Origin of the sequence: Marinobacter algicola DG893 (genome assembly GCF_000170835.1) — a bacterium.
In the GTDB taxonomy this organism is placed as follows: domain Bacteria; phylum Pseudomonadota; class Gammaproteobacteria; order Pseudomonadales; family Oleiphilaceae; genus Marinobacter; species Marinobacter algicola.
Genome location: NZ_ABCP01000007.1, coordinates 119,455 through 138,025, shown reverse-complemented (window position 1 = coordinate 138,025; position 18,571 = coordinate 119,455). Strand labels below are relative to the sequence as shown.

The 18,571-nt window shown below is 59.0% G+C and carries 25 protein-coding genes and 1 other RNA gene; 9 read left to right on the top strand and 17 right to left on the bottom strand.

Features of this window, described 5'->3' with window-relative positions:
• The first annotated feature begins 152 nt into the window (after positions 1-152).
• On the top strand, positions 153-302 hold the full coding sequence (locus tag MDG893_RS21055; RefSeq protein ID WP_007153204.1) for a hypothetical protein: 150 nt from the start codon (positions 153-155) through the stop codon (positions 300-302).
• A gap of 3 nt (positions 303-305) precedes the next feature.
• On the opposite strand, the gene MDG893_RS07790 is transcribed toward MDG893_RS21055, so the two are convergent.
• Positions 306-956 carry a 5-formyltetrahydrofolate cyclo-ligase gene (locus tag MDG893_RS07790; RefSeq protein ID WP_007153203.1) on the bottom strand — a complete coding sequence of 217 codons (651 nt, stop codon included), beginning with the start codon at positions 954-956 and terminating at the stop codon, positions 306-308.
• Positions 957-1,092: 136 nt separating this feature from the next.
• Between MDG893_RS07790 and MDG893_RS07785 the strand changes: the two genes are divergently transcribed.
• On the top strand, positions 1,093-1,476 hold the full coding sequence (locus MDG893_RS07785) for a DUF2750 domain-containing protein (protein ID WP_007153202.1): 384 nt from the start codon (positions 1,093-1,095) through the stop codon (positions 1,474-1,476).
• 18 nt (positions 1,477-1,494) lie between these two features.
• Here MDG893_RS07785 and ssrS read toward each other — a convergent pair.
• From ssrS to MDG893_RS07765, 5 genes are all read right to left on the bottom strand, one after another.
• A non-coding RNA gene (ssrS, locus tag MDG893_RS20665) (6S RNA) lies at positions 1,495-1,674 on the bottom strand.
• Positions 1,675-1,738: 64 nt separating this feature from the next.
• Complete coding sequence (locus tag MDG893_RS07780; protein ID WP_007153201.1) at positions 1,739-2,035, bottom strand: cell division protein ZapA; 297 nt, start codon at positions 2,033-2,035, stop codon at positions 1,739-1,741.
• Positions 2,035-2,241: a TIGR02449 family protein gene (locus MDG893_RS07775; protein ID WP_007153200.1), complete on the bottom strand. Its 207-nt coding sequence runs from the start codon at positions 2,239-2,241 to the stop codon at positions 2,035-2,037. The genes MDG893_RS07780 and MDG893_RS07775 overlap by 1 nt, the downstream gene beginning before the upstream one ends.
• A gap of 102 nt (positions 2,242-2,343) precedes the next feature.
• Positions 2,344-3,618, bottom strand: coding sequence for an ABC transporter permease (locus tag MDG893_RS07770; protein WP_007153199.1), 1,275 nt, complete (start codon positions 3,616-3,618; stop codon positions 2,344-2,346).
• Complete coding sequence (locus MDG893_RS07765) at positions 3,615-4,355, bottom strand: ABC transporter ATP-binding protein (RefSeq protein WP_007153198.1); 741 nt, start codon at positions 4,353-4,355, stop codon at positions 3,615-3,617. The genes MDG893_RS07770 and MDG893_RS07765 overlap by 4 nt, the downstream gene beginning before the upstream one ends.
• A 49-nt stretch (positions 4,356-4,404) precedes the next feature.
• Between MDG893_RS07765 and MDG893_RS07760 the strand changes: the two genes are divergently transcribed.
• Positions 4,405-4,947 carry a DUF3299 domain-containing protein gene (locus MDG893_RS07760; protein ID WP_007153197.1) on the top strand — a complete coding sequence of 181 codons (543 nt, stop codon included), beginning with the start codon at positions 4,405-4,407 and terminating at the stop codon, positions 4,945-4,947.
• Between the two features lie 23 nt (positions 4,948-4,970).
• Here the strand turns inward: MDG893_RS07760 and MDG893_RS07755 are convergent, their stop codons facing one another.
• Positions 4,971-5,600 carry a ZrgA family zinc uptake protein gene (locus MDG893_RS07755; RefSeq protein ID WP_007153196.1) on the bottom strand — a complete coding sequence of 210 codons (630 nt, stop codon included), beginning with the start codon at positions 5,598-5,600 and terminating at the stop codon, positions 4,971-4,973.
• Positions 5,601-5,740: 140 nt separating this feature from the next.
• On the opposite strand from MDG893_RS07755, the gene MDG893_RS07750 reads away from it, so the two are divergent.
• From MDG893_RS07750 to MDG893_RS07730, 5 genes are read left to right on the top strand one after another with little or no spacing between them, the layout of a single operon-like run.
• Complete coding sequence (locus MDG893_RS07750; protein ID WP_007153195.1) at positions 5,741-6,337, top strand: UPF0149 family protein; 597 nt, start codon at positions 5,741-5,743, stop codon at positions 6,335-6,337.
• A 27-nt stretch (positions 6,338-6,364) separates the two neighbouring features.
• Entirely contained in the window at positions 6,365-7,687 is a 1,323-nt protein-coding gene (gene pepP / locus MDG893_RS07745) for a Xaa-Pro aminopeptidase (protein WP_007153194.1), read from the top strand.
• Positions 7,688-7,689: 2 nt separating this feature from the next.
• Entirely contained in the window at positions 7,690-8,970 is a 1,281-nt protein-coding gene (ubiH, locus tag MDG893_RS07740; RefSeq protein ID WP_007153193.1) for a 2-octaprenyl-6-methoxyphenyl hydroxylase, read from the top strand.
• Complete coding sequence (locus MDG893_RS07735) at positions 8,963-10,186, top strand: UbiH/UbiF/VisC/COQ6 family ubiquinone biosynthesis hydroxylase (protein WP_007153192.1); 1,224 nt, start codon at positions 8,963-8,965, stop codon at positions 10,184-10,186. Before ubiH ends, MDG893_RS07735 begins: the two co-directional genes overlap by 8 nt.
• 52 nt (positions 10,187-10,238) lie before the next feature.
• Positions 10,239-11,153: a DUF808 domain-containing protein gene (locus MDG893_RS07730; protein ID WP_007153191.1), complete on the top strand. Its 915-nt coding sequence runs from the start codon at positions 10,239-10,241 to the stop codon at positions 11,151-11,153.
• Between the two features lies 1 nt (position 11,154).
• On the opposite strand, the gene MDG893_RS07725 is transcribed toward MDG893_RS07730, so the two are convergent.
• The 9 genes from MDG893_RS07725 to ubiE all read right to left on the bottom strand — a co-directional run bounded on the left by MDG893_RS07725 (position 11,155) and on the right by ubiE (position 17,362).
• Positions 11,155-11,874, bottom strand: coding sequence for a 16S rRNA (uracil(1498)-N(3))-methyltransferase (locus tag MDG893_RS07725; RefSeq protein WP_007153190.1), 720 nt, complete (start codon positions 11,872-11,874; stop codon positions 11,155-11,157).
• A complete protein-coding gene (tatC, locus tag MDG893_RS07720) occupies positions 11,871-12,665 on the bottom strand; it encodes a twin-arginine translocase subunit TatC (RefSeq protein ID WP_007153189.1) in 795 nt (264 codons plus the stop codon). The genes MDG893_RS07725 and tatC overlap by 4 nt, the downstream gene beginning before the upstream one ends.
• Complete coding sequence (gene tatB / locus MDG893_RS21180; RefSeq protein ID WP_007153188.1) at positions 12,662-13,177, bottom strand: Sec-independent protein translocase protein TatB; 516 nt, start codon at positions 13,175-13,177, stop codon at positions 12,662-12,664. The genes tatC and tatB overlap by 4 nt, the downstream gene beginning before the upstream one ends.
• 10 nt (positions 13,178-13,187) lie before the next feature.
• Positions 13,188-13,424, bottom strand: coding sequence for a twin-arginine translocase TatA/TatE family subunit (gene tatA / locus MDG893_RS07710; RefSeq protein ID WP_007153187.1), 237 nt, complete (start codon positions 13,422-13,424; stop codon positions 13,188-13,190).
• Positions 13,425-13,512: 88 nt separating this feature from the next.
• Positions 13,513-13,842 carry a phosphoribosyl-ATP diphosphatase gene (locus MDG893_RS07705; RefSeq protein WP_007153186.1) on the bottom strand — a complete coding sequence of 110 codons (330 nt, stop codon included), beginning with the start codon at positions 13,840-13,842 and terminating at the stop codon, positions 13,513-13,515.
• Positions 13,835-14,272: a phosphoribosyl-AMP cyclohydrolase gene (gene hisI, locus MDG893_RS07700; RefSeq protein ID WP_007153185.1), complete on the bottom strand. Its 438-nt coding sequence runs from the start codon at positions 14,270-14,272 to the stop codon at positions 13,835-13,837. Before hisI ends, MDG893_RS07705 begins: the two co-directional genes overlap by 8 nt.
• A 14-nt stretch (positions 14,273-14,286) precedes the next feature.
• Complete coding sequence (gene ubiB / locus MDG893_RS07695; protein WP_007153184.1) at positions 14,287-15,936, bottom strand: ubiquinone biosynthesis regulatory protein kinase UbiB; 1,650 nt, start codon at positions 15,934-15,936, stop codon at positions 14,287-14,289.
• A complete protein-coding gene (locus MDG893_RS07690) occupies positions 15,933-16,571 on the bottom strand; it encodes a ubiquinone biosynthesis accessory factor UbiJ (RefSeq protein ID WP_007153183.1) in 639 nt (212 codons plus the stop codon). Before MDG893_RS07690 ends, ubiB begins: the two co-directional genes overlap by 4 nt.
• Positions 16,571-17,362 carry a bifunctional demethylmenaquinone methyltransferase/2-methoxy-6-polyprenyl-1,4-benzoquinol methylase UbiE gene (gene ubiE / locus MDG893_RS07685; protein ID WP_007153182.1) on the bottom strand — a complete coding sequence of 264 codons (792 nt, stop codon included), beginning with the start codon at positions 17,360-17,362 and terminating at the stop codon, positions 16,571-16,573. The genes MDG893_RS07690 and ubiE overlap by 1 nt, the downstream gene beginning before the upstream one ends.
• Positions 17,363-17,476: 114 nt before the next feature.
• On the opposite strand from ubiE, the gene MDG893_RS07680 reads away from it, so the two are divergent.
• Positions 17,477-17,755: a polyhydroxyalkanoic acid system family protein gene (locus MDG893_RS07680; RefSeq protein ID WP_007153181.1), complete on the top strand. Its 279-nt coding sequence runs from the start codon at positions 17,477-17,479 to the stop codon at positions 17,753-17,755.
• 14 nt (positions 17,756-17,769) lie between these two features.
• On the opposite strand, the gene MDG893_RS07675 is transcribed toward MDG893_RS07680, so the two are convergent.
• On the bottom strand, positions 17,770-18,519 hold the full coding sequence (locus MDG893_RS07675; protein ID WP_007153180.1) for a DUF8198 family protein: 750 nt from the start codon (positions 18,517-18,519) through the stop codon (positions 17,770-17,772).
• Between the last annotated feature and the right edge of the window lie 52 nt (positions 18,520-18,571).

Here is an 18,571-nt window from a genome sequence, read left to right as displayed (position 1 = left end):
GAACTCCTGCTCTAGAAAGCCTTACAAAACTTTAATCTGTGAAAAATTGTAAAATACAGGATAGGTGTTAGTCTTTCGTCTAATTCTTGAAAACAAGAATAGTCAACTGATTTAGATCGATTTTACTACTTAAAACACCGGAGACTCCCCTCATGGGCCGCAAGCCTGACATTATCCGGACGATTGCGCTGATTTTTGCCGTTGGCCTCGTTATTACAGGCTTCACGTCGCTTCAGGCCGCTGACGATGAGCCGACGGCTTCTGATAGCGACGCCATTACAGTATCCGCCGTTCGAGACTAAACCTTACCGAAAACTCTTCGCCTTCATTCGGTAACGTTCCCTGTCAGTCACCACACTGTGTAGAGGGATATCCCAGGGTTCCAGTGGTAACTCCAATACTTTCTGACAGTCATGGGCCAGCCCGATCAGTTTCGGTGCCAGGCGTGGCCGGATTCGCGTGAACGCAAAGGTGCGATCGTAGAAGCCGCCACCCATGCCCAGCCGGCCACCAAAACCATCAAACCCTACCAGTGGGAACAGCACCGCATCCAGCGCCCATGGCGGCCGCTCCAGTCCTTTATGGAAGGGCGGTTCCGGAATGCCAAAGCGGTTGGCTGTCAGTTCGGTACCATTGGTAAAGGGGCTGAAGACCAGTCTGCCGCGATGAACCGGATGCAGCACCGGCAAATAGAATTGGATACCTCGCCTGCGGGCAACATGAACGTACACTTGGGGATCTATTTCACCGTCGTTGGGTAGGTAAACCGCGACATGGCGGGCCCGGAACAGGTCGGGGTGTTTCAACAGGTTCAGCGCAAGCTGGTCGGCGGCGATCTGTTGTTCTTCCACGGACAGCGAGCGGCGCTTCTTCCGAAGGGCCTTGCGAAGATTGCTTCGGGATTGCGAGTCAGGGTGTTCTTCAAAGGGCTGGGGTGAGACAACGTTGGTCAACATAGAGTTTTTCTACCATCGGGCTGCCCCTGTTGTACAGAAAAATGTCGCCTGTCACCGGTCCCTGGTTATGTCGGTGTGGAGGGCCGATAGGCTATCATTGGCCCTTCAATCTTTTCGTTCAACAGCAGGTCGACCCATGAACCAAGATGCATTAACAAGTGTCCTCGAATCAGACGGCGAAGAACGATACGACTTTTTCCTGAGACAGGTTGGGGAGGAGCGTGAAATCTGGATTCTGGTGAATGCGGAGAATCGCTTCCTGAAAATTGTGTCCGAAGATGGCGATGTGGAGTATCTGCCGGTGTGGCCCAGTGAGGCATTCGCTGCAGAGTATGGTAAGGGCTCCGACGACCTCACGCCAAAGCGCATTCCGTTGCCGGATTTTTTCAGGAAATGGGTGCCGGGTCTGACTAAAGACGGTCTGGACGTTGGGGTGCTGCCCGGTGTGGATGAAACGCTGTGGATAACCGAGCCGGAAGAACTGAAGCGCGACTTGCAGGATGAACTGGCGAGTTTCTGAGGACCTTGGTTGAAATTAAAGCTTCCCGGGCTGCCGTTATCGGATGTGGCCCTTGAACCCAAAGTTCAAGGTCGGTGGCCGCTGTGACATATTAGGCTTTCCCCGTATGGGGACGTGCTCACAATGCCCTGAAGTAGCCACCTGGGTAGTGCGCATCGGCTCGAGGACGAATCCGACCAGCGAACAGCCCAGGAAGTTCAATCCATTATACGGGCATTGGCGGGGCTGATTGCAACACCTGAATCGGATTCCTGTGTAAGGACTAGTTACCGGTGCCTTCACCCAACGCGGTATCGAGCTTTTCGTCCATGGCGTTGAGAATTGAGCTGGCAGTGTCCGACATGGTATCCCGCTCAAGCATCTCATTGGTGATGTTGAGGGCCGCCATCACGGCGATACGTTCGGTACCGAATACCTTGCCGCTGGCGCGTATTTCCCGCATTTTGGTGTCCAGGTGCCTGGCGGAGCGGAGAAGGGCTTCCTGCTCTTCCTGCGGGCAGGCGACCAGGTATTCCTTGTCGAGAATCTTGACTTCGACGGTTGTCGGCTGCTGTGGCATCAGTGGTGCTCCAGGGCCCGGAGGCGGCCTATCATGGCTTCGATCTTGTTTTTGGCAAGATCATTCTTGTGCATGAGCTGCGCTCGCTCACGGTTCCAGTCGTCCTGCAGCTCGCGCAGCATCGCGTTGTCACGTTCCAGTTTGCGACAGTGTTCGATCAATCTGTCGAGTTTGTCCGCCAATGCCTGTAGTTCGGACTGTTCCATGAGTCGTCCAACGCCTGTATCAAAGAAGTGAACTAACTATAAGTGTGGACTGCAAGCTGGTCAATTTACAGGGATGTCATGGCCCGCGTTGCGTGATGTCCGTCACTCTGGGGCCACGTGTCCCAGCCCCTGTTTTCGGCTGCCCCGCCAGGCCTGGAGTGCTGGAATCAGTCCCACGAGCAATGCTGCCAGAGGGACGCTGGCGATGATCGACCATTCCGTCGCATTCAGCGGCCGCAAGCCTACCTGAACGCCCCACGTATCCAGTAGCCAGGGGCTAAGAGCCGCGATGCCAGCCGCTCCGGCCAATATCGCGAGCCCGCAGGCCGCGATGGCGAGCAGGACGCACTCGATTACGTGCAGTGCCGCGATGAGCGCCGGCGAAGCCCCAGTAGCCCTCAGGATCGCCACTTCCTGCCGGCGCTGCGCTTGCAGAGTCAGCAACACCGCCACGAGCCCGACCAGGCTGGTGACCACCACAAAGCCGGTGATGCCCAGCAAGGCCTTTTCGAACTGCCCCATGATTCGCCAGAGTTCGCTGAGCGCCACCCCCGGAAGAATCGCTGACAGTGGTTCGAGCTGCGATTCATTGATCTGGCGCTGAACCTGAAACGTCAGCACTTTGCGGTCGATACCCACGAAGGCGGCGGTAATCGCGTCCGGTGTGAGGTCCCTCTGCCTGGCTTCTTCGGGCGTGACGGTTCGCCCGGGGATGGCAACACCGGATTCCCAGCCAATATGGATGGCTTCCAGGCCCTCCAGGCTGACGTAAACCGCCTGGTCCACCGGTGTGCCAGTGGGAGCGAGGATGCCAGTGACCTTAAACGGGGTGTCCTTGTGGTTGGAGAAGCTGGTCTTGCCGCCGCCATGGGACAGGGTCACCCTGTCGCCGGTCTGGTGAGCATGCTTGCGGGCCACTTCGGCCCCCAACACCACGTCGAAGACATCGGCGAACCATTCTCCTTCGGCCAATGCGGGTTGCTGGTCCCGACCGTAGCGGAAATGTTCCGGGAATTGCTCGCTGGTGCCAACAACCCGGTGTCCGCGGTAACTGTCGCCCAGGGAAATGGGCACCAGCCAGCCGATGCGCTCATCCTCCTGCAGTTTCTCGTAGGTACTCCAGCGGATGTTGTTGGTGGCGTCACCGATGTGAAAAACAGTGTACAGCAGCAGGTTCAGCTGACCGCTGCGAGCGCCCACGATCAGGTCGGTGCCGGAGATGGTGTTGGTAAAGGACTGCTTCACTTCGGTGCGCAGGTACTGAACGCCCAAAAGCAGGGTGATGCTGAGCGTCAGGGTCAGGGTCACCAGCGCCAGTACCCTGCGCCGATACCAGAGGCTTGCCATGGCCAGAGACAACGCCAGCCGCAGGTTCATGGGGTCACCTCCAGGGCCAGTTGGTGGTTAAAGCGTTGCGCCAGGCTCTTGTCGTGGCTGACAAAGACAACGGATGAGTGTTTTTCAGCCGCCAGCCCCAACAACAGCTCGATAAAGCGGTCCCGGTTGTCGCTGTCCAGGGCAGAGGTGGGCTCGTCCGCCAGGATCAGTTCCGGGGCGCCAGTCAGTGCTCTGGCGGCGGCTACTCGCTGTTGTTGCCCGACGCTGAGGGTGGTAACACGTCGGTGCCAATGGTTCTGGGGGATGCCCAGGGCAGTCAGCAGGGATTTCGCCTCTGCCTCCGGAGAAGACAAGGCTCGCGCTCGGCGTTTCGGTGAGAGTCGACAGGGCAGTGTGACGTTGTCCAGCGTGCTCAGGTAAGGCACCAGGTTGAACTGCTGGAATATAACGCCCATGTGGTCGGCCCTGAATCGGTCGCGTTGGCCGCTGGTTAGGCCTGCCAGGTCTGTGCCCAGCAGTTCCAGACGACCGGAATCCGGCACGATAAGGCCGCCCATCAGGCTCAGGAGTGTGCTCTTGCCGCTACCGCTGGGGCCACGGAGGAAAAGGTGTTCACCGCTGTTCAGTGTTACGTCAGGATAGCGGATGCCCGGCTGGGCCCGGTCCCAGCGAAAAGTGAGTTCGCTGATGCGGAGGGTCTGCCGTGGGGTTACGGAACTCTCTGGGGTTACAGAAGTCTCTTTGTGCAAGTCTGTCTTGCCGGTCATGTCAGGCATTGGTCATCCGGTGTATGATCCCTGAATCGTTACAGGAGACGTCAGTTTTATGTCAGAACCTCTGGAATCCCGCACGCGGCAACGCTCTCTGTTCGCCACCCTGTTTATGGTGGCGCTGGTCGCGGCCTTCAGTCTCTCAACCGCCGTTAGCGCAAAAGACGCCTCGAAAGAGATCGACTGGCTGGAATTGATGCCAGAGGAGGATCTCAACCTACTCGAGAATATGCCAGAAGTCTCCCATGAGGGTGACGGCCCTGCCACCTTACCGGACGAGATCATGACAGGCCGTGTGGTGCCTGAAATGGATGGTCGGTCAGGCCGGATTCCAGGTTTTGTCGTGCCGCTGAAAACCACACAGGATATGCGCATTCTGGAGTTTTTCCTGGTGCCATACTATGGCGCCTGCATACATGTGCCGCCGCCCCCTCCCAACCAGATCGTCCACGTGAAGTACAAGAAGGGCTTCAAGCTCGAAGCACTCTATGATCCGGTGTGGATTGAAGGCACCCTGAAGATCGAGAAAACCGAGAACGATATTGCTTCGTCTTCTTACTCCATCGTGGCGGAGAATGTCTCGCCCTACGAGGAATAATGCTCCGGCAGGTCGTTCATCGGTCAGTTGTCGACAGTAAATGCCCGGTTTGAAGGTGTCAGCCGGGCACTGCCCTGGCCGGAGGGGCTGACCCATTCGACGGTGAGTTCGTCCATGCCCTCGAACCTCCCCATCAGCGCTGATGTGAATTCCTGATCGGCGTCGATGCGGCTGCATTCCAGTTGTTGGGATACATCGTATTCCCGATGAGTGGCTTCCCCATGATGTTCTTCGTCGGAATGTCCGTCCTCGTGATGATCGTGCTCGTCGTGGCCGTGATCGTGATGAATATCCCCGCCGTGGTTTTCTTCTTCCCCGCCGAGTTCCACGGCTGCGTCTGTCACGCGGCAGTCGGCCGCTGCGGTGTTGATCAGCGGCGTGGTTTCCAGCCAGCGGTTAATGTCCGCCAACCGGCTTTTCTCCGCGTCCGTGCGGGCGCCATGCTCGAACCCGGCGAGATTGTAGGCCGGGGAATTGAGCATCAGGTCAATACGGTTTTCTTCCACCGCCATCTGCAACCGGGCATGACCGTGTTCGTGGGCGCCGGGATTGTCGGTGGCCAGCGCCACTGGTGCCAGGCTGCAGGCAGCGATCGTGCATCCAAGTTTATGCAGCGAGCGGGGACGGTTTGGGGGTACGCGTATGGCGGACATGGCTGGCGGCTCTCCTTGAAATTGATATGTTATAACATAATTTACTCTTTCCCGGCCCGCAATCAAGAGGGCAAGTGTCTTAAATCCGGCTGAATGCTAGGATAGGGCCTTCATTCATTCATACAGGATCGTCCCGTTTCATGTCCGAAACCGACACCTCCAACGCCCGCGCTGTTGCCTTTGAGCGCTGGGCCAATGTGTTTACCACTCACAAGGCTTTCAGTCATCCATCGGAGCTCCACGGTGTGCTTTGTGGCCGGCTTGCTGCTGGCGCACGGATCAGTGAAGAAGAATGGCTGGCCATGGTCTGTGAGCACATGGGCCTGCCCCAGGCTGCGACCGACGAATCGGACGAACTGCGGGAGTTTATGGCCTCGGCCTATAGCCAGACGCTCGAGCTACTCAAGGCCACCGATATGAGTTTTCAGCCTTTGCTGCCGGATGACGATTACGCCATCGAGCAGCGACTGGAGGCGCTCACCTCCTGGGTGCGTGGTTTCCTTGAGGGTATGGCGCTGTCCGCTGGCCAGGCACTGGGCGAGGCGCCGGACGAAATCCGTGAACTCATTGAAGACATGGTGGCGATCAGTCAGGTGGCCGACGATGACGAGCCGGACGATGAAAGCGAACAACAATTGATGGAAATCGTCGAATATGTACGGCTGGGTGCGCTAGCGGTGTTTACAGAGTTCAATCCGCCGGAAAAGCCGTCACCCAATACCCCGACTTTGCACTGAACAACGCTGATACCCGTGGGAGACATCATGGCTTCACTGATACCCGTCAAGGAATTCAACGATCGCCGGCACCGGCTGATGGAGCGAATGGCACCGGACAGCATTGCCATACTGCCAGCCGCCCCCGAGCGGGTGCGCAACCGGGATGTCCTGCATCCATTTCGCCAGGACAGCGACTTCCAGTACCTGACTGGCTTCGGCGAGCCGGAAGCGGTTCTGGTACTGATCCCCGGCCGGGAGCATGGTGAGTCTGTACTTTTCTGTAAGGAACGAAACCCGGAAAAGGAGCTGTGGGATGGTTTTCTGGCAGGTCCCGAGGGTGCCATCGAGACCTTCGGCCTGGACGATGCCTTTCCCATTGCAGACATTGACGACATCCTGCCCGGCATGATCGAAGGCCGCAGCCGGGTATATTACCCACTGGGCAAGGATCATAATTTTGATGCCAAGGTGATGGACTGGGTCAAGGTGATCCGCAGCAAGGTTCGCTCAGGTGCCCATCCGCCTGGTGAGTTCGTAGCGCTGGAGCATCTGCTCCACGACCTTCGCCTGTACAAGAGTGCGGCGGAAATCAAGGTGATGGCCAGGGCCGGTGAGATCAGTTGTGAAGCCCACAAGCGGGCAATGAAGCGGGCCGCCAAAGGTGTCTTTGAATACGCCCTGGAAGCTGAGCTGATTCACACCTTCATGGAAAATGGTGCCCGTTCCACGGCTTATCCGTCGATTGTGGGTGGCGGCCAGAACGCCTGCATCCTCCACTACATCGAAAACAGCGCCCCGTTGAACGAGGGCGATCTGGTGCTCATCGACGCGGGCTGTGAGTTGGAATGCTACGCCTCCGATATCACCCGTACCTTCCCGGTCAGCGGTAAATTCAGCGATGAACAGCGGGCTTTGTATGAGGTCGTGTTGGCCGCACAATATGCCGCCATTGAGGAAGTTCGCCCCGGTAATCACTGGGATCACCCTCACCAGGCGGCCCTGAAAGTGCTTACCCAGGGCTTAATCGATCTTGGTCTGTTAAAGGATACGACGGTAGAGCAGGCCATCGAGGAACAGGCGTTCAAACCGTTTTTCATGCACCGTACTGGCCACTGGCTGGGCCTGGATGTGCATGATGTTGGGGACTACAAGGTGGGCGATGCGTGGCGCGAACTGGAGCCGGGCATGGCACTGACCGTGGAGCCCGGGCTATATGTGGCGCCGGACAACACCAGCGTGGATGCGAAATGGCGTGGTATCGGCATTCGCATCGAGGATGACGTGGTGGTGACGAAAGAGGGCTGTCGGGTCCTCACCGAGGCGGTCCCCAAGACCATTCCCGAGATTGAAGCGCTGATGGCCGACTGACCGTGAACCAGCACGATACCGATATCATCATCGCCGGTGGTGGGCTGGCAGGAGCCACCCTGGCATTGGCGCTGGCGAGAACCCTGCCGCAACTGCGGGTGACTGTGGTGGAGGCGTTTCCGTTGTCTCCGGAGGCCCTGCCTGACAGCTATCAGCCCAGCTACGATGCCCGTTCCACGGCGCTGGCCTGGGGTTCGCGGCTGATTTTTGAGGAGCTGGGCCTTTGGTCGCGGCTCTCCGAGCACGCTACGCCCATTCGCCATATTCATGTATCGGACCGTGGGCATTTTGGCGCCACGCGCCTGAACGCGGCCGACCACCAACAGGAGGCCCTGGGCTACGTGGCGGACAACCGCTGGATGGGGCTGTGCCTGATGCGGGAGCTGCTGCAGACCGATGTGGTCTGGGAAGCGCCGGCGGAAGTAACGGCCATGCAGCCGCTGCCGGAGGGTGTCCGCGTTACCCTGGGTGCCGACAACGGCGAACGGGAACTGACTGCGCAGTGCCTGGTGGTGGCTGACGGTGGCCGCTCCGGCCTGCGTGAAACGCTGGGCTTCCGGATCAACGAACAGGCCTATGATCAGCATGCCCTGATCGCCAATGTTTCCACGTCCGATAGCCACGGATTCACGGCGTTCGAGCGTTTCACCGATGCTGGCCCCATGGCGTTGTTGCCTCACGGCTCACCAATCCGGGCGGGAACCACTGCCGCGTTGGTCTGGACCCTGAGCAGTGGGGCACTTGAGGAACTGCTGTCGCTGAGTGATGAGGACAAGTGTCAGCGGCTTCAGCAACGGTTTGGCTGGCGTCTTGGGCGGTTTACCCACATCGGGGAATGCAGCCACTATCCGCTGACCCTGAAAACTGTGGATGAGGCGGTTCGTCCCGGTGTCGTGCTGGTGGGCAATGCGGCACATACGTTACATCCGGTCGCCGGCCAGGGCTTTAATCTGGCGCTGCGGGGGCTGATGGCGCTGGTGGAGCAGTTCAGGGTGGCCGTCGAGCAGCAGCAACCCCTGGGCAGCCTGGGCGTTCTCAACGCTTATCAGATTCGTCACCGCCGGGACTGGCAGCAGACCGTGCGCTTCTCCGATTCTCTGATCCAGCTGTTTGGCAATCACCTGCCGCTGGTAACCACTGCCCGCGACGCCGGCCTGATGGGGCTGGATCTGTTGCCTGGTGCCAAGCGCTGGTTTGCTCGCCAGGCTATGGGCCTGGGTGGGCGCCGGGCCGAACTTCGCACTCCTGACAACGCTTTCCCGGAACGCAATGACCATGAGTGAGCAACCGCAATTCGATATTCTGGTGGTCGGCGGCGGCATGGTGGGCTCGGCCCTTGCGCTGGGCTTGTCGCGGCAAGGCTGGAATGTCGGGCTGGTGGAAGGTGCCGACCGAAAGTCCTTGATGCAGGCCCCTGGAGAAGCAGCATCGGTGGAGGATTTTGATCCCCGCGTGAGCGCCATTTCGGTCGCCAGTCAGCGCCTGCTGGAACAGTTGGGGGTATGGTCGGACATAACCTCTGGTCGCCATTGTTCCTACCAGACGATGACCGTATGGGACGGCGATGGCACCGGCCGCATCCAGTTCGAGGCGGCAGAACTCCGGGCACCGGCATTGGGAACGATCATCGAGAACCGTCGAATTGTACGGGCACTGTTTGACGCCCTTGCCGATAGTACGGCGACTCTGATTGATGGCGTCAGGGTGAGTGGCTGGTGGCAGGATGAGCAGACGCGTGGCATACGCCTTGAAGACGGTCAGGCCATAGGGGCCAGGCTTGTAATAGCTGCGGACGGTGCCCATTCCCGATTGCGCCAGTGGGTCGGATTGCCGACCCGCGAGTGGGATTACGGCCAGCAGGCCATCGTATGCACCGCTCGAACTGCCCAGAGCCACGGTTTTACGGCCTGGCAACGGTTTTCGCCCACAGGGCCACTGGCGTTCCTGCCATTGCTGACGGAGTCCGGCGATGAGCATTTCTGCTCCATTGTCTGGTCCCAGGATACCGAAGAGGCCCGTCGTTTGATGGCGCTGGATGACGATGCCTTCAAGGCGAAACTGGAACGTGCGATAGAGCGTGAACTGGGCGCAGTGGATGTCGTCTCCCGTCGCCACGCATTTCCCTTGCGTCAGCGTCACGCCAAGGAATACATTGCCACCGGCTTCGCGCTGGTGGGCGATGCAGCCCATACCATTCATCCCCTGGCCGGCCAGGGGGCGAATCTGGGTTATGGGGATGTTCGTGCATTGCTGGACGAACTGGCAAGTGCTCGTAGCAAAGGCATTGATCCAGACAACGAGCTTGTGCTGGCCCGTTACCAGCGTCGTCGCAAGGGTGAGAACCTCGCGATGATTGCGGCCATGGAAGGTTTCAAGCAACTGTTTGGCCGTGATGAGTTGACCCTGCGTTGGTTGCGCAACGCCGGTATGCGCTGGCTGAATCAGCTTGGGCCGATCAAGAACCGTATTGCGGCCGAGGCCATGGGGCTGGATGCCTGATCATGGCTCACAGGGCGCACCATAAAAGTCGTTAAACCAAAAGGAATTCGTTATGGCTGCCAGCAGTCTCCTTGTATTGATTGATGACATCGCCACGGTTCTGGACGATGTGGCACTGATGACCAAGGCGGCCACCAAGAAAACCGCCGGCGTGCTGGGGGATGACCTCGCGCTCAATGCCCAACAGGTGACCGGTGTGAAACCCGCGCGGGAACTGCCGGTGGTCTGGGCGGTGGCGAAGGGCTCAATGCTCAACAAGGCCATCCTGGTTCCGGGCGCTCTCGCCATCAGCTTCTTCGTGCCCTGGTTGGTGATCCCCCTGCTGATGCTGGGCGGCGCTTTTCTCTGTTTTGAGGGGTTTGAAAAAATCGCTCATCGGTTCCTCCACAGGCAGGAAGATGAACAGCACAAGGAAGAACTACGCAACGCCCTCAAAAATCCCGACGTCGATCTGAAAGTGGTTGAGCAAGACAAGATCAAAGGGGCGATCCGCACAGACTTTATCCTGTCGGCTGAAATCATAGCGATCACCCTGGGAACGGTCAGTAGTCAGAGCATCGGAATGCAGTTCATGGTGCTGACGGTCGTCGCCATAATGATCACCATCGGTGTCTATGGCCTGGTGGCCGGCATTGTGAAACTGGACGATGGCGGTCTGTACCTCAGTCAGAAAGAAAGCCCATTCGCCAAGCGGGTTGGGGAAGGCATCCTCTGGTTTGCTCCCTGGATGATGAAGGCCTTGTCGGTTCTGGGCACCATTGCCATGTTCCTGGTGGGTGGTGGCATTCTCACCCATGGGCTGCCGCCGGTGTATGAAGCCATCCATCACTTTGTCGAAGATTTCGGTGGTGTCGGTCAGGCCGTTATTCCGGTGCTTGCAGACGGCCTTTTCGGCGTTGTCGCGGGGGCTTTACTGGTAGCGGTGATTACGCCACTGATAAAATTGTGGAAGGCGCGTTCGGCCTGAGCTAAACGCAGGCGTCGAACAGGCGGCTTACCAGCACAGGTACGGCGGTCTCGACCCGGAGAATACGGCTGCCAAGGTGCACCGCTTCGCAGCCCGCCTCGGTCAGTTTGTCGATTTCATAGGGTATGAACCCGCCTTCCGGGCCAACGCACAGGGTGGCGGGTTCGTTGATGTGTACTGGGCACGGCGTGCTGGTGCCGGGGTGCGCAACCAGAGCATGGGTATTTCTCAGTAGTGCCGGCAACTCATCTTCCACAAACGGCTTGAACAGCTTGCGGACGTGCAGCCGGGGCAGCTGGGTGTCTCGCGCCTGCTCCAGGCCGAGTACCATGTTTTCCCGCAGATTGTCGTCCGACAGCCACGGTGTTTGCCAGAAGCTCTTCTCGACCTTGTAGGCATTGATCAGCCAGATATCCTTGACGCCAAGGGTTGCGCAGGTTTGCAGTACACGGCGGAACATCTTTGGCCGTGGCATTGCGAGGATCAACGTCAGGGGCAGGGGGGCGGGCGGCTGCGAGGTCAATTCCACCTGGAGGGCAGCCTCAGTATCGGTAAGCCTTAGCACGCGGCCGGTGCCAATATTGCCGTCGACAAGCCCCACGGGTACCAGGTCGCCTTCCGCGACCTTCAGCACGGAATGCAGGTGGGCCAGCCGGCGGCCCGTCAGCACGGCTGTGTCCGCCGCCACGAAATCATCCTGGAACAGCAGCGCCAGGTTCATTCGTTGGAGGTGTCCGTTGCGTCAGGGGCTTCCACCTCGCGTCTGGCGAGCCGACCAAACAGAATGCCGAGTTCAAACAACAGCCACATGGGCACCGCCAGCAGGGTCTGGGAGATGATGTCTGGAGGGGTCAGCAGCATGCCGATCACGAAGCAGCCCACCACGATGTACGGGCGTTTTGCAGCGAGGTCCTCGGGCGTGGTGGCACCGGTGAGAATCAGCAGTATGGTGGCGATGGGAATTTCGAAGGCAACCCCGAAGGCAAAGAACATCTTCAGTACGAAATTGAGGTAGCTGCTGATATCCGGCAACTCAACAATGCCTTCCGGGCCGATGGCGGTGAAGAATCCGAACACCAGAGGGAACACCACGTAGTAAGCAAATGCCGCCCCCAGGTAGAACAGGACGACCGACGTAAACAGCAAGGGGAACGCCAGTTTCTTCTCATGGGCATACAGGCCCGGCGCAATAAAACTCCAGAGCTGATAGAGGATCACCGGAATGGCCACGAACACGGCTAGTACCAGGGCCAGTTTCAATGGCGCGAAGAACGGCGAGGTGATGTCTGTTGCGATCATGGTCTGGCCGACTGGCAGCAGGTCCCGCAAGGGTTGCGATATCAGCAGGTAGAGTTCATTGGCAAACGGGTAGATGGCGGCAAAACAGATGATTACCGCCAACACCATTTTCAACAGGCGGTTGCGCAGCTCCAGCAAGTGTTCCACCAGCGGCATTTCTGGCTGGATATCTTCGGGACGATGGGCGTTTTTGCCGTCAGGCTGGGTGGTCATGAACGGTTATCCGGCGTGCTTTCCTGTTTTTTCGGGGTGCTATCGGCCGAAGGGGCGTGCGCGCGGTCATCCTCTCGCGGCGGATCTTCAGGGTCCAGAGAGGCATGCCCGGAGCCGTTGGCCGAGGTTGGGTCTTCCTCCGGGTCCAACATGGGTTCTGGCTCGGGCTCTGACTGTGTGGCAATCCGCCGGGTCGCAGGCGCGGGCCGGTGTTTGGGCTTTTCGTCGTCGGACAGAACCATGTGCTCGTATTTCTTGGCCTCGTCCAGAGCGCCGCGCACGGACTTCTGGACATCCTCCAGGCCGACGTCGCCGGCTTTGCGCAGTTCTTCGCGAAGCTCTTCCGCCTTGAGCTGACGGTCGAGCTCCGAGGAGAACTGGCTGACCATGCGGCGGGCACCACCGATCCAGCGCCCGGCCGCCCGGGCCGCAGTAGGCAGCCTCTCGGGGCCGAGAACCAGTAACGCAATGACGCCGCAGATCAGCAGCTCGACAAAGCCGATATCAAACATTCAGCCCGTCTCAGCTGTGGGACTTGTCCCGTGGCTTTTCTTCGGCGCGGGCTTCATGAGCCTTCGCGTCGGCATCGTCTGCAATGGCGTCCGGGTCATCGTCCTTCTTGTCGTCTTCGTTCATGGATTTCTTGAACCCACGAATGGCACCGCCCAGATCCCCGCCGATGTTGCGGAGCTTTTTGGTTCCGAACAACAGGATAACAATGCCAAGTACGATTAGGAGTTGCCAGATACTGATGCCCATGCCGGGACCCTCGTCTTAAGATTTCTGTTACGTTTGATTGTACGCCACTTCGGGGGGCTTCCGGAAACCCTCTTCGGGGCTGCCCGGCTTACTGATCCCGGGAGGCTTTCTCTTCAAGGCCAGACAGATCAAATCGGCTGGCGAGTTCGTCGATGACGTCCTTGGGGCCAAGGCCTAGCCGGGACAGCATCACCATGCTGTGGAACCAGAGGTCGGCGGTTTCATAAACCACGTCCCGGGTTTCGCCCGAGTGCTCCGCGTCCTTGGCGGCCAACAATGTCTCGGTGCACTCTTCCCCTACCTTTTCCAGGATCTTGTTGAGCCCTTTCTGATGCAGGCTGGCGACATAGGATGTCTCCGGGTCTGCCTCCTTGCGGGCTTCCAGCACCTGAGCCAGTTGCTCGAGAACGTCACTCATGGTTGCTACCTCCCTGTTTCTTGCCGTAAATAGCCTCGGGGTTCCGTAGAACCGGGTCGACACTCGCCCATTGCCCGCCTTCCAACCGACGATAGAAGCAACTTCGCCGCCCGGTGTGGCAGGCAATACCGCCTTTCTGCTCGACCTTCAGAAGAATCACGTCTTCATCGCAGTCCAGCCGGATTTCCGAGATCACCTGTTGGTGGCCGGAGGTTTCCCCTTTGCGCCACAACTTGCCGCGGGAACGGGACCAATATACGGCCTGGCCTTCTTCGGCGGTCAGCCTGAGCGACTCTGCGTTCATCCAGGCCATCATCAGGATGTCGCCGGTAACAGCGTCCTGGGCAATGGCCGGTACCAGCCCATCCGCATTCCAGCGGATTTCCTCTAACCAGTCAGGCGCCCCGACTCTAGCGTTTGATTCTTGCATTTAGATGACTTCCGTCAGTTTTTTCGTTCACGGCCAACAACCAGCCAGGCCGCCACGGCCAGTAAAGCCCAGCCATGAACGGGCATGGTCTGCGCGATGGTGGCAAGGTCGTGGTCGAGGCTCAGCCAGGCCACACCAGCCAGGGCGACTGCGGCCATTCCTCGTCGCCAGCGCCGGTCAGCCCGGGCACGGCTTTCGCGAATAAGCTCCAGTGTAGCGCGACTGGGGTGGTCGTTGGAGCCCGTGTTGCGTAACTGCACCAGCGCGTCGTGTACCAGTTGTGGCATTTCCGGCGACTGTTCCAGCCAGGCAGGCAAATGGGACTGCAAGGATTTGATCAGACCGGACGGGCCGATGCGTTTGCGCATCCAGGCTTCCAGGAAGGGCTGGGCGGTACTCCACAGGTCCAGGTCCGGGTAAAGCTGGCGCCCGAGGCCTTCCACGTTCAGCAGGGTTTTCTGCAGTAGCACCAATTGCGGTTGCACCTCCATGTTGAAGCGCCGCGCCGTCTGGAACAGTCGTAGCAGGAAGTGACCAAAGGAGATGTCTTTCAGTGGTTTCTCGAAAATCGGCTCGCAAACGGTGCGTATGGCCGCCTCAAATTCATTGACGCGGGTATCCGGTGGCACCCAGCCGGACTGGATATGCAGCTCCGCCACCTGGCGGTAGTCGCGGCGGAAAAATGCCAGCAAATTGCGGGCAAGGTAGCTTTGGTCATCCGGTGCAAGGGTGCCGACGATGCCGAAATCGATGGCGATGTATTTCGGGTCGGCGGGGTTGCTGACATCCACAAAAATATTGCCAGGGTGCATGTCGGCGTGGAAGAAGCTGTCGCGGAAAACCTGGGTGAAGAAGATTTCCACCCCTTTTTCCGCCAGTACTTTCAGGTCAACGCCGGCTTCTCGCAGTGCCGGAATATCGGCGATGGGAATGCCGTGGATACGCTCCATCACCAGCACCGACTTGCGGGTGTAATCCCAGTCGATGGAAGGAATGTAAATCAGCGATGAGTTCTCGAAATTACGGCGCAGCTGGCTGGCGTTGGCGGCTTCGCGCTGCTGGTCGAGTTCGTCATGGATGGTGGAATCGTAGTCCGCCACCACTTCCACCGGGTGCAGCCGACGGCCTTCGGACCAGTAGCGTTCCAGCAGACCAGCCATCATGTACATCAATGCCAGGTCCTGGCGGATCACCCGTTCAATGTCGGGGCGGATGACCTTGACCACGACTTCCCGGCCGTCGAGAAGCGTGGCGGCATGCACCTGGGCGACTGAGGCAGAGGCCATGGGCTCGCGGGAAAACTCCGCAAACAGCTCCGATACCGGCGCACCGAGGGATTTTTCGATAATGCCCTGGGCGACGTGGCCGGGAAAAGGCGGTACCCGGTCCTGCAGGTGTTTGAGGGAAAGCGCCATGTCGTCGGGCAGCAAGTCCCGTCGTGTTGACAGGATCTGGCCGAATTTGACGAATACCGGCCCCAGCTCTTCAAACGCGAGGCGTAGACGGTCGCCCCGGTCCAGCTTGGGTTTCGGGAACAGGTGCCAGGGAGCCAACAGGAAAAAAACCTTCAGCGGAACAGGCAGCTCCGCCAGCGGTAGAAAGGTGTCCAACCGGTAACGGCAGAAAACCCAGGCAATGCGGAACAGGCGTTGCAGGCGCGTCACGGCGTCTCCGTTTGGTTTTGTTCTCTTGGGTGCTCCAGCCGCGTGATCCTGGCTTCCAGGCGTTCGGTCTGCAGGTTCAGCCGGTCGATATCGGTAAACGTGGCTTCCAGCTCCCGGCGCCCGGGCAGGCTTCGGCTTTCTTCATGAATGTATTCTTCAATATTGGCGTTCAGGGACGTAAACGCCTGTCGGCTCCAGCGAACAGCCCCGCGAACGCGCTGGCCGATAAAGTGTGCCGGCACATCACCCATATACCCGGCCATGGCGGCTTCCCAGTCGGGGTTGAGTTGGTCGATGGCGCGCTGGAACTGGTGCGCCAGGGCGGTATCGCCAGTCACATCAATGCGGCCCTCGCTGAAAACCCCGTTATCGCCGGTGGCCAGTGCGGCAAATGCCATGGGGCGGCCGGACAGGATCAGAGCCGGGGTTTCCAAGGGCTGGCTGGCAACCTGAACGCGATCTCCCGTCTGTTGCAGCGTCAGTGTGAGGCCGAGCCCGTCCAACGAAAACTGTACCGGCCCCGTAAGCGCTGACATCAGCGCCCGCTTGCCAGCGGGGTCCAGCGCCAGCGCTCGGTTGAGCGCGCTCTCAATGATAGAGGTAGCGGCGGACAACAGGGTCGGGCCAGGAAACATCAGGGCTTGATTCCCACATGCAGGGCGACCACGCCGCCGGTCATGTTGTAGTACTTGCAGTTCACCAGGCCGGCCTCTTCCATCATCGTCTTGAGTGTATCCTGGTCCGGATGCATGCGGATGGACTCGGCCAGGTATTGATAGCTGTTGGAGTCGCCGGCAATCAACTGGCCCATCAGCGGCAGCGCATTGAACGAATACACGTCATAGGCTTTGCTGAGCAGAGGGTTCTTCGGCTTGGAAAACTCCAGCACCATCACCTTGCCACCGGGTTTCAGTACCCGGGTCATATCCCGCAGGGCTTGGTCCTTGTCGGTGACGTTACGCAGGCCAAAGGCAATGCTCACAGCGTTAAAGCTGTTGTCCGGGAACGGCAGGTGTTCGGCGTCCGCCTGAACGTATTCGATGTTGCCAGCGTAGCCACGGTCCATCAGCCGACCCCGCCCAACCTGCAGCATGGACGCATTGATGTCGGCCAGCACAACCTTGCCAGTTGGGCCGACCAGGTCGGAGAACTTCATGGTCAGATCGCCGGTACCACCGGCAATATCCAGCACCTGGTGCCCCTTGCGCACGCCGGAAAGCTCAATGGTGAAGCGCTTCCAGAGGCGGTGGATTCCCATGGACATGAGGTCGTTCATCAGGTCGTACTTGCCGGCCACGGAATGGAACACTTCAGCGACCTGTCCCGCTTTCTGGCTTTTCGGCACGTTGCGAAAGCCAAAATGGGTAACGTCGTCTTTAGGTGCTTCCGCCTGCGGCTGGTCGATAGACGGTTGTTGCTCGCTCATGGGCCTGTCCTGTCAGAATCTGAACCCCGTATTCTAACGCTTGCGGGGGTGGCTACAAGTTTAATGCCGACTTACACTATAAATCGCGTCCGAAATCCTGGAGATATCCGTTTCATGTCAACAATTGATGTACGCCGTACTCATTCCCTCGACAAAGAGCACGCCCGTCAAGCGGCCGAAACCCTGGCTGAGGATCTGTCAAAGCAGTTTGATGTGAACTATCAGTGGGAAGGGGATCACCTCAAATTCAAGCGCAGCGGCGTAAAAGGCCAGTTAGAAATCACCGACAGCAATCTCCATGTTCATCTGGAACTGGGCATGATGCTGCGGCCGTTCAAATCGCGGATTGAGCAGGAAATCCACTCCCAGCTTGACCAGATCCTGAAGGCCTGAGTTCCCCTCTGCCGTTAAAGGTCACTCGGCAGATCAAACGGTTTCGGGTGGCCGTCCTGGATGTTCTTCATGACCCGCTTCTCCCGTGTGACCAGCCGGTCAATCAGCAGGTCTACATCGTCCATTTTACGGAACGCGGAATAGCCCCGGTGGAGGAAGCTGTGCAGGTCGCTTAGGTTCGCCATTTCAGCGGGTGCCCGGCTCATTGATAGCAGCCAGCCAAGGGTGCGGTTGCGCACATAGCGATCGAGCTGATGCCCCACTTCAGCCACCAGGGTAATCTGTCGTTCGCGCTGTTCCAGTTTCTGGCTGCGGCGAAAGATCTCGCAGTAGGCATCACTGGAAAGTTCGCTGGGCGAAAGGCCGTTTGAATGGCAGAGTTCGGCCAGCTCCAGGTCCAGCCGTTGGGTAATCAGGTTCAACTCCACCAGCCCGGCGAAGGTGTCCAGCAGGTTGTCCGGGAGCCACTTCACCATCTTCGGGAATACGCGGTCGATGTTGTCGTCGCGTTGGGTCATGCCGGCGGGAGCGTAGAGGTCCGTCAGCAGAAATTCCAGGCCGGTGTGGTAGCCAGGGTGTCGATAGAGGTCCGCGTGGGTGGCTTTCAGGCGTTCCGCCTGCCAGTCCGCTATTCGGAAGGTGTGTTCCAGCAGGGGGTGGGTGGCTTTGTGCTGGCGGAAGTCGTGGTAGTCCAGCAGCAATTGCTGCAACCGGCGCGCGCTGTCGGAATGGGTTGGGGTAGCGACTAGGCGCTCACGATACATAGGGGGGTGGCTCCACTGGACCTGCAACAGAAGCGCGCCAGTTTAGCGGAGC

Excerpts from the sequence above, each read along its gene's own strand:
- MDG893_RS07760 (WP_007153197.1), top strand. The coding sequence starts at position 4,405 with ATGTCAGAACCTCTGGAATCCCGCACGCGGCAACGCTCTCTGTTCGCC.
- MDG893_RS07770 (WP_007153199.1), bottom strand. The coding sequence starts at position 3,618 with ATGAACCTGCGGCTGGCGTTGTCTCTGGCCATGGCAAGCCTCTGGTAT.
- MDG893_RS07735 (WP_007153192.1), top strand. The coding sequence starts at position 8,963 with ATGAGTGAGCAACCGCAATTCGATATTCTGGTGGTCGGCGGCGGCATG.
- pepP (WP_007153194.1), top strand. The coding sequence starts at position 6,365 with ATGGCTTCACTGATACCCGTCAAGGAATTCAACGATCGCCGGCACCGG.
- hisI (WP_007153185.1), bottom strand. The coding sequence starts at position 14,272 with ATGCAAGAATCAAACGCTAGAGTCGGGGCGCCTGACTGGTTAGAGGAA.
- MDG893_RS07680 (WP_007153181.1), top strand. The coding sequence starts at position 17,477 with ATGTCAACAATTGATGTACGCCGTACTCATTCCCTCGACAAAGAGCAC.
- tatB (WP_007153188.1), bottom strand. The coding sequence starts at position 13,177 with ATGTTTGATATCGGCTTTGTCGAGCTGCTGATCTGCGGCGTCATTGCG.
- MDG893_RS07780 (WP_007153201.1), bottom strand. The coding sequence starts at position 2,035 with ATGCCACAGCAGCCGACAACCGTCGAAGTCAAGATTCTCGACAAGGAA.
- MDG893_RS07790 (WP_007153203.1), bottom strand. The coding sequence starts at position 956 with ATGTTGACCAACGTTGTCTCACCCCAGCCCTTTGAAGAACACCCTGAC.
- MDG893_RS07765 (WP_007153198.1), bottom strand. The coding sequence starts at position 4,355 with ATGCCTGACATGACCGGCAAGACAGACTTGCACAAAGAGACTTCTGTA.
- MDG893_RS07750 (WP_007153195.1), top strand. The coding sequence starts at position 5,741 with ATGTCCGAAACCGACACCTCCAACGCCCGCGCTGTTGCCTTTGAGCGC.
- MDG893_RS07785 (WP_007153202.1), top strand. The coding sequence starts at position 1,093 with ATGAACCAAGATGCATTAACAAGTGTCCTCGAATCAGACGGCGAAGAA.
- MDG893_RS07675 (WP_007153180.1), bottom strand. The coding sequence starts at position 18,519 with ATGTATCGTGAGCGCCTAGTCGCTACCCCAACCCATTCCGACAGCGCG.
- MDG893_RS07775 (WP_007153200.1), bottom strand. The coding sequence starts at position 2,241 with ATGGAACAGTCCGAACTACAGGCATTGGCGGACAAACTCGACAGATTG.
- tatA (WP_007153187.1), bottom strand. The coding sequence starts at position 13,424 with ATGGGCATCAGTATCTGGCAACTCCTAATCGTACTTGGCATTGTTATC.
- MDG893_RS07690 (WP_007153183.1), bottom strand. The coding sequence starts at position 16,571 with ATGTTTCCTGGCCCGACCCTGTTGTCCGCCGCTACCTCTATCATTGAG.
- MDG893_RS07755 (WP_007153196.1), bottom strand. The coding sequence starts at position 5,600 with ATGTCCGCCATACGCGTACCCCCAAACCGTCCCCGCTCGCTGCATAAA.
- MDG893_RS07730 (WP_007153191.1), top strand. The coding sequence starts at position 10,239 with ATGGCTGCCAGCAGTCTCCTTGTATTGATTGATGACATCGCCACGGTT.
- ubiE (WP_007153182.1), bottom strand. The coding sequence starts at position 17,362 with ATGAGCGAGCAACAACCGTCTATCGACCAGCCGCAGGCGGAAGCACCT.
- MDG893_RS07725 (WP_007153190.1), bottom strand. The coding sequence starts at position 11,874 with ATGAACCTGGCGCTGCTGTTCCAGGATGATTTCGTGGCGGCGGACACA.
- tatC (WP_007153189.1), bottom strand. The coding sequence starts at position 12,665 with ATGACCACCCAGCCTGACGGCAAAAACGCCCATCGTCCCGAAGATATC.
- MDG893_RS07705 (WP_007153186.1), bottom strand. The coding sequence starts at position 13,842 with ATGAGTGACGTTCTCGAGCAACTGGCTCAGGTGCTGGAAGCCCGCAAG.
- MDG893_RS21055 (WP_007153204.1), top strand. The coding sequence starts at position 153 with ATGGGCCGCAAGCCTGACATTATCCGGACGATTGCGCTGATTTTTGCC.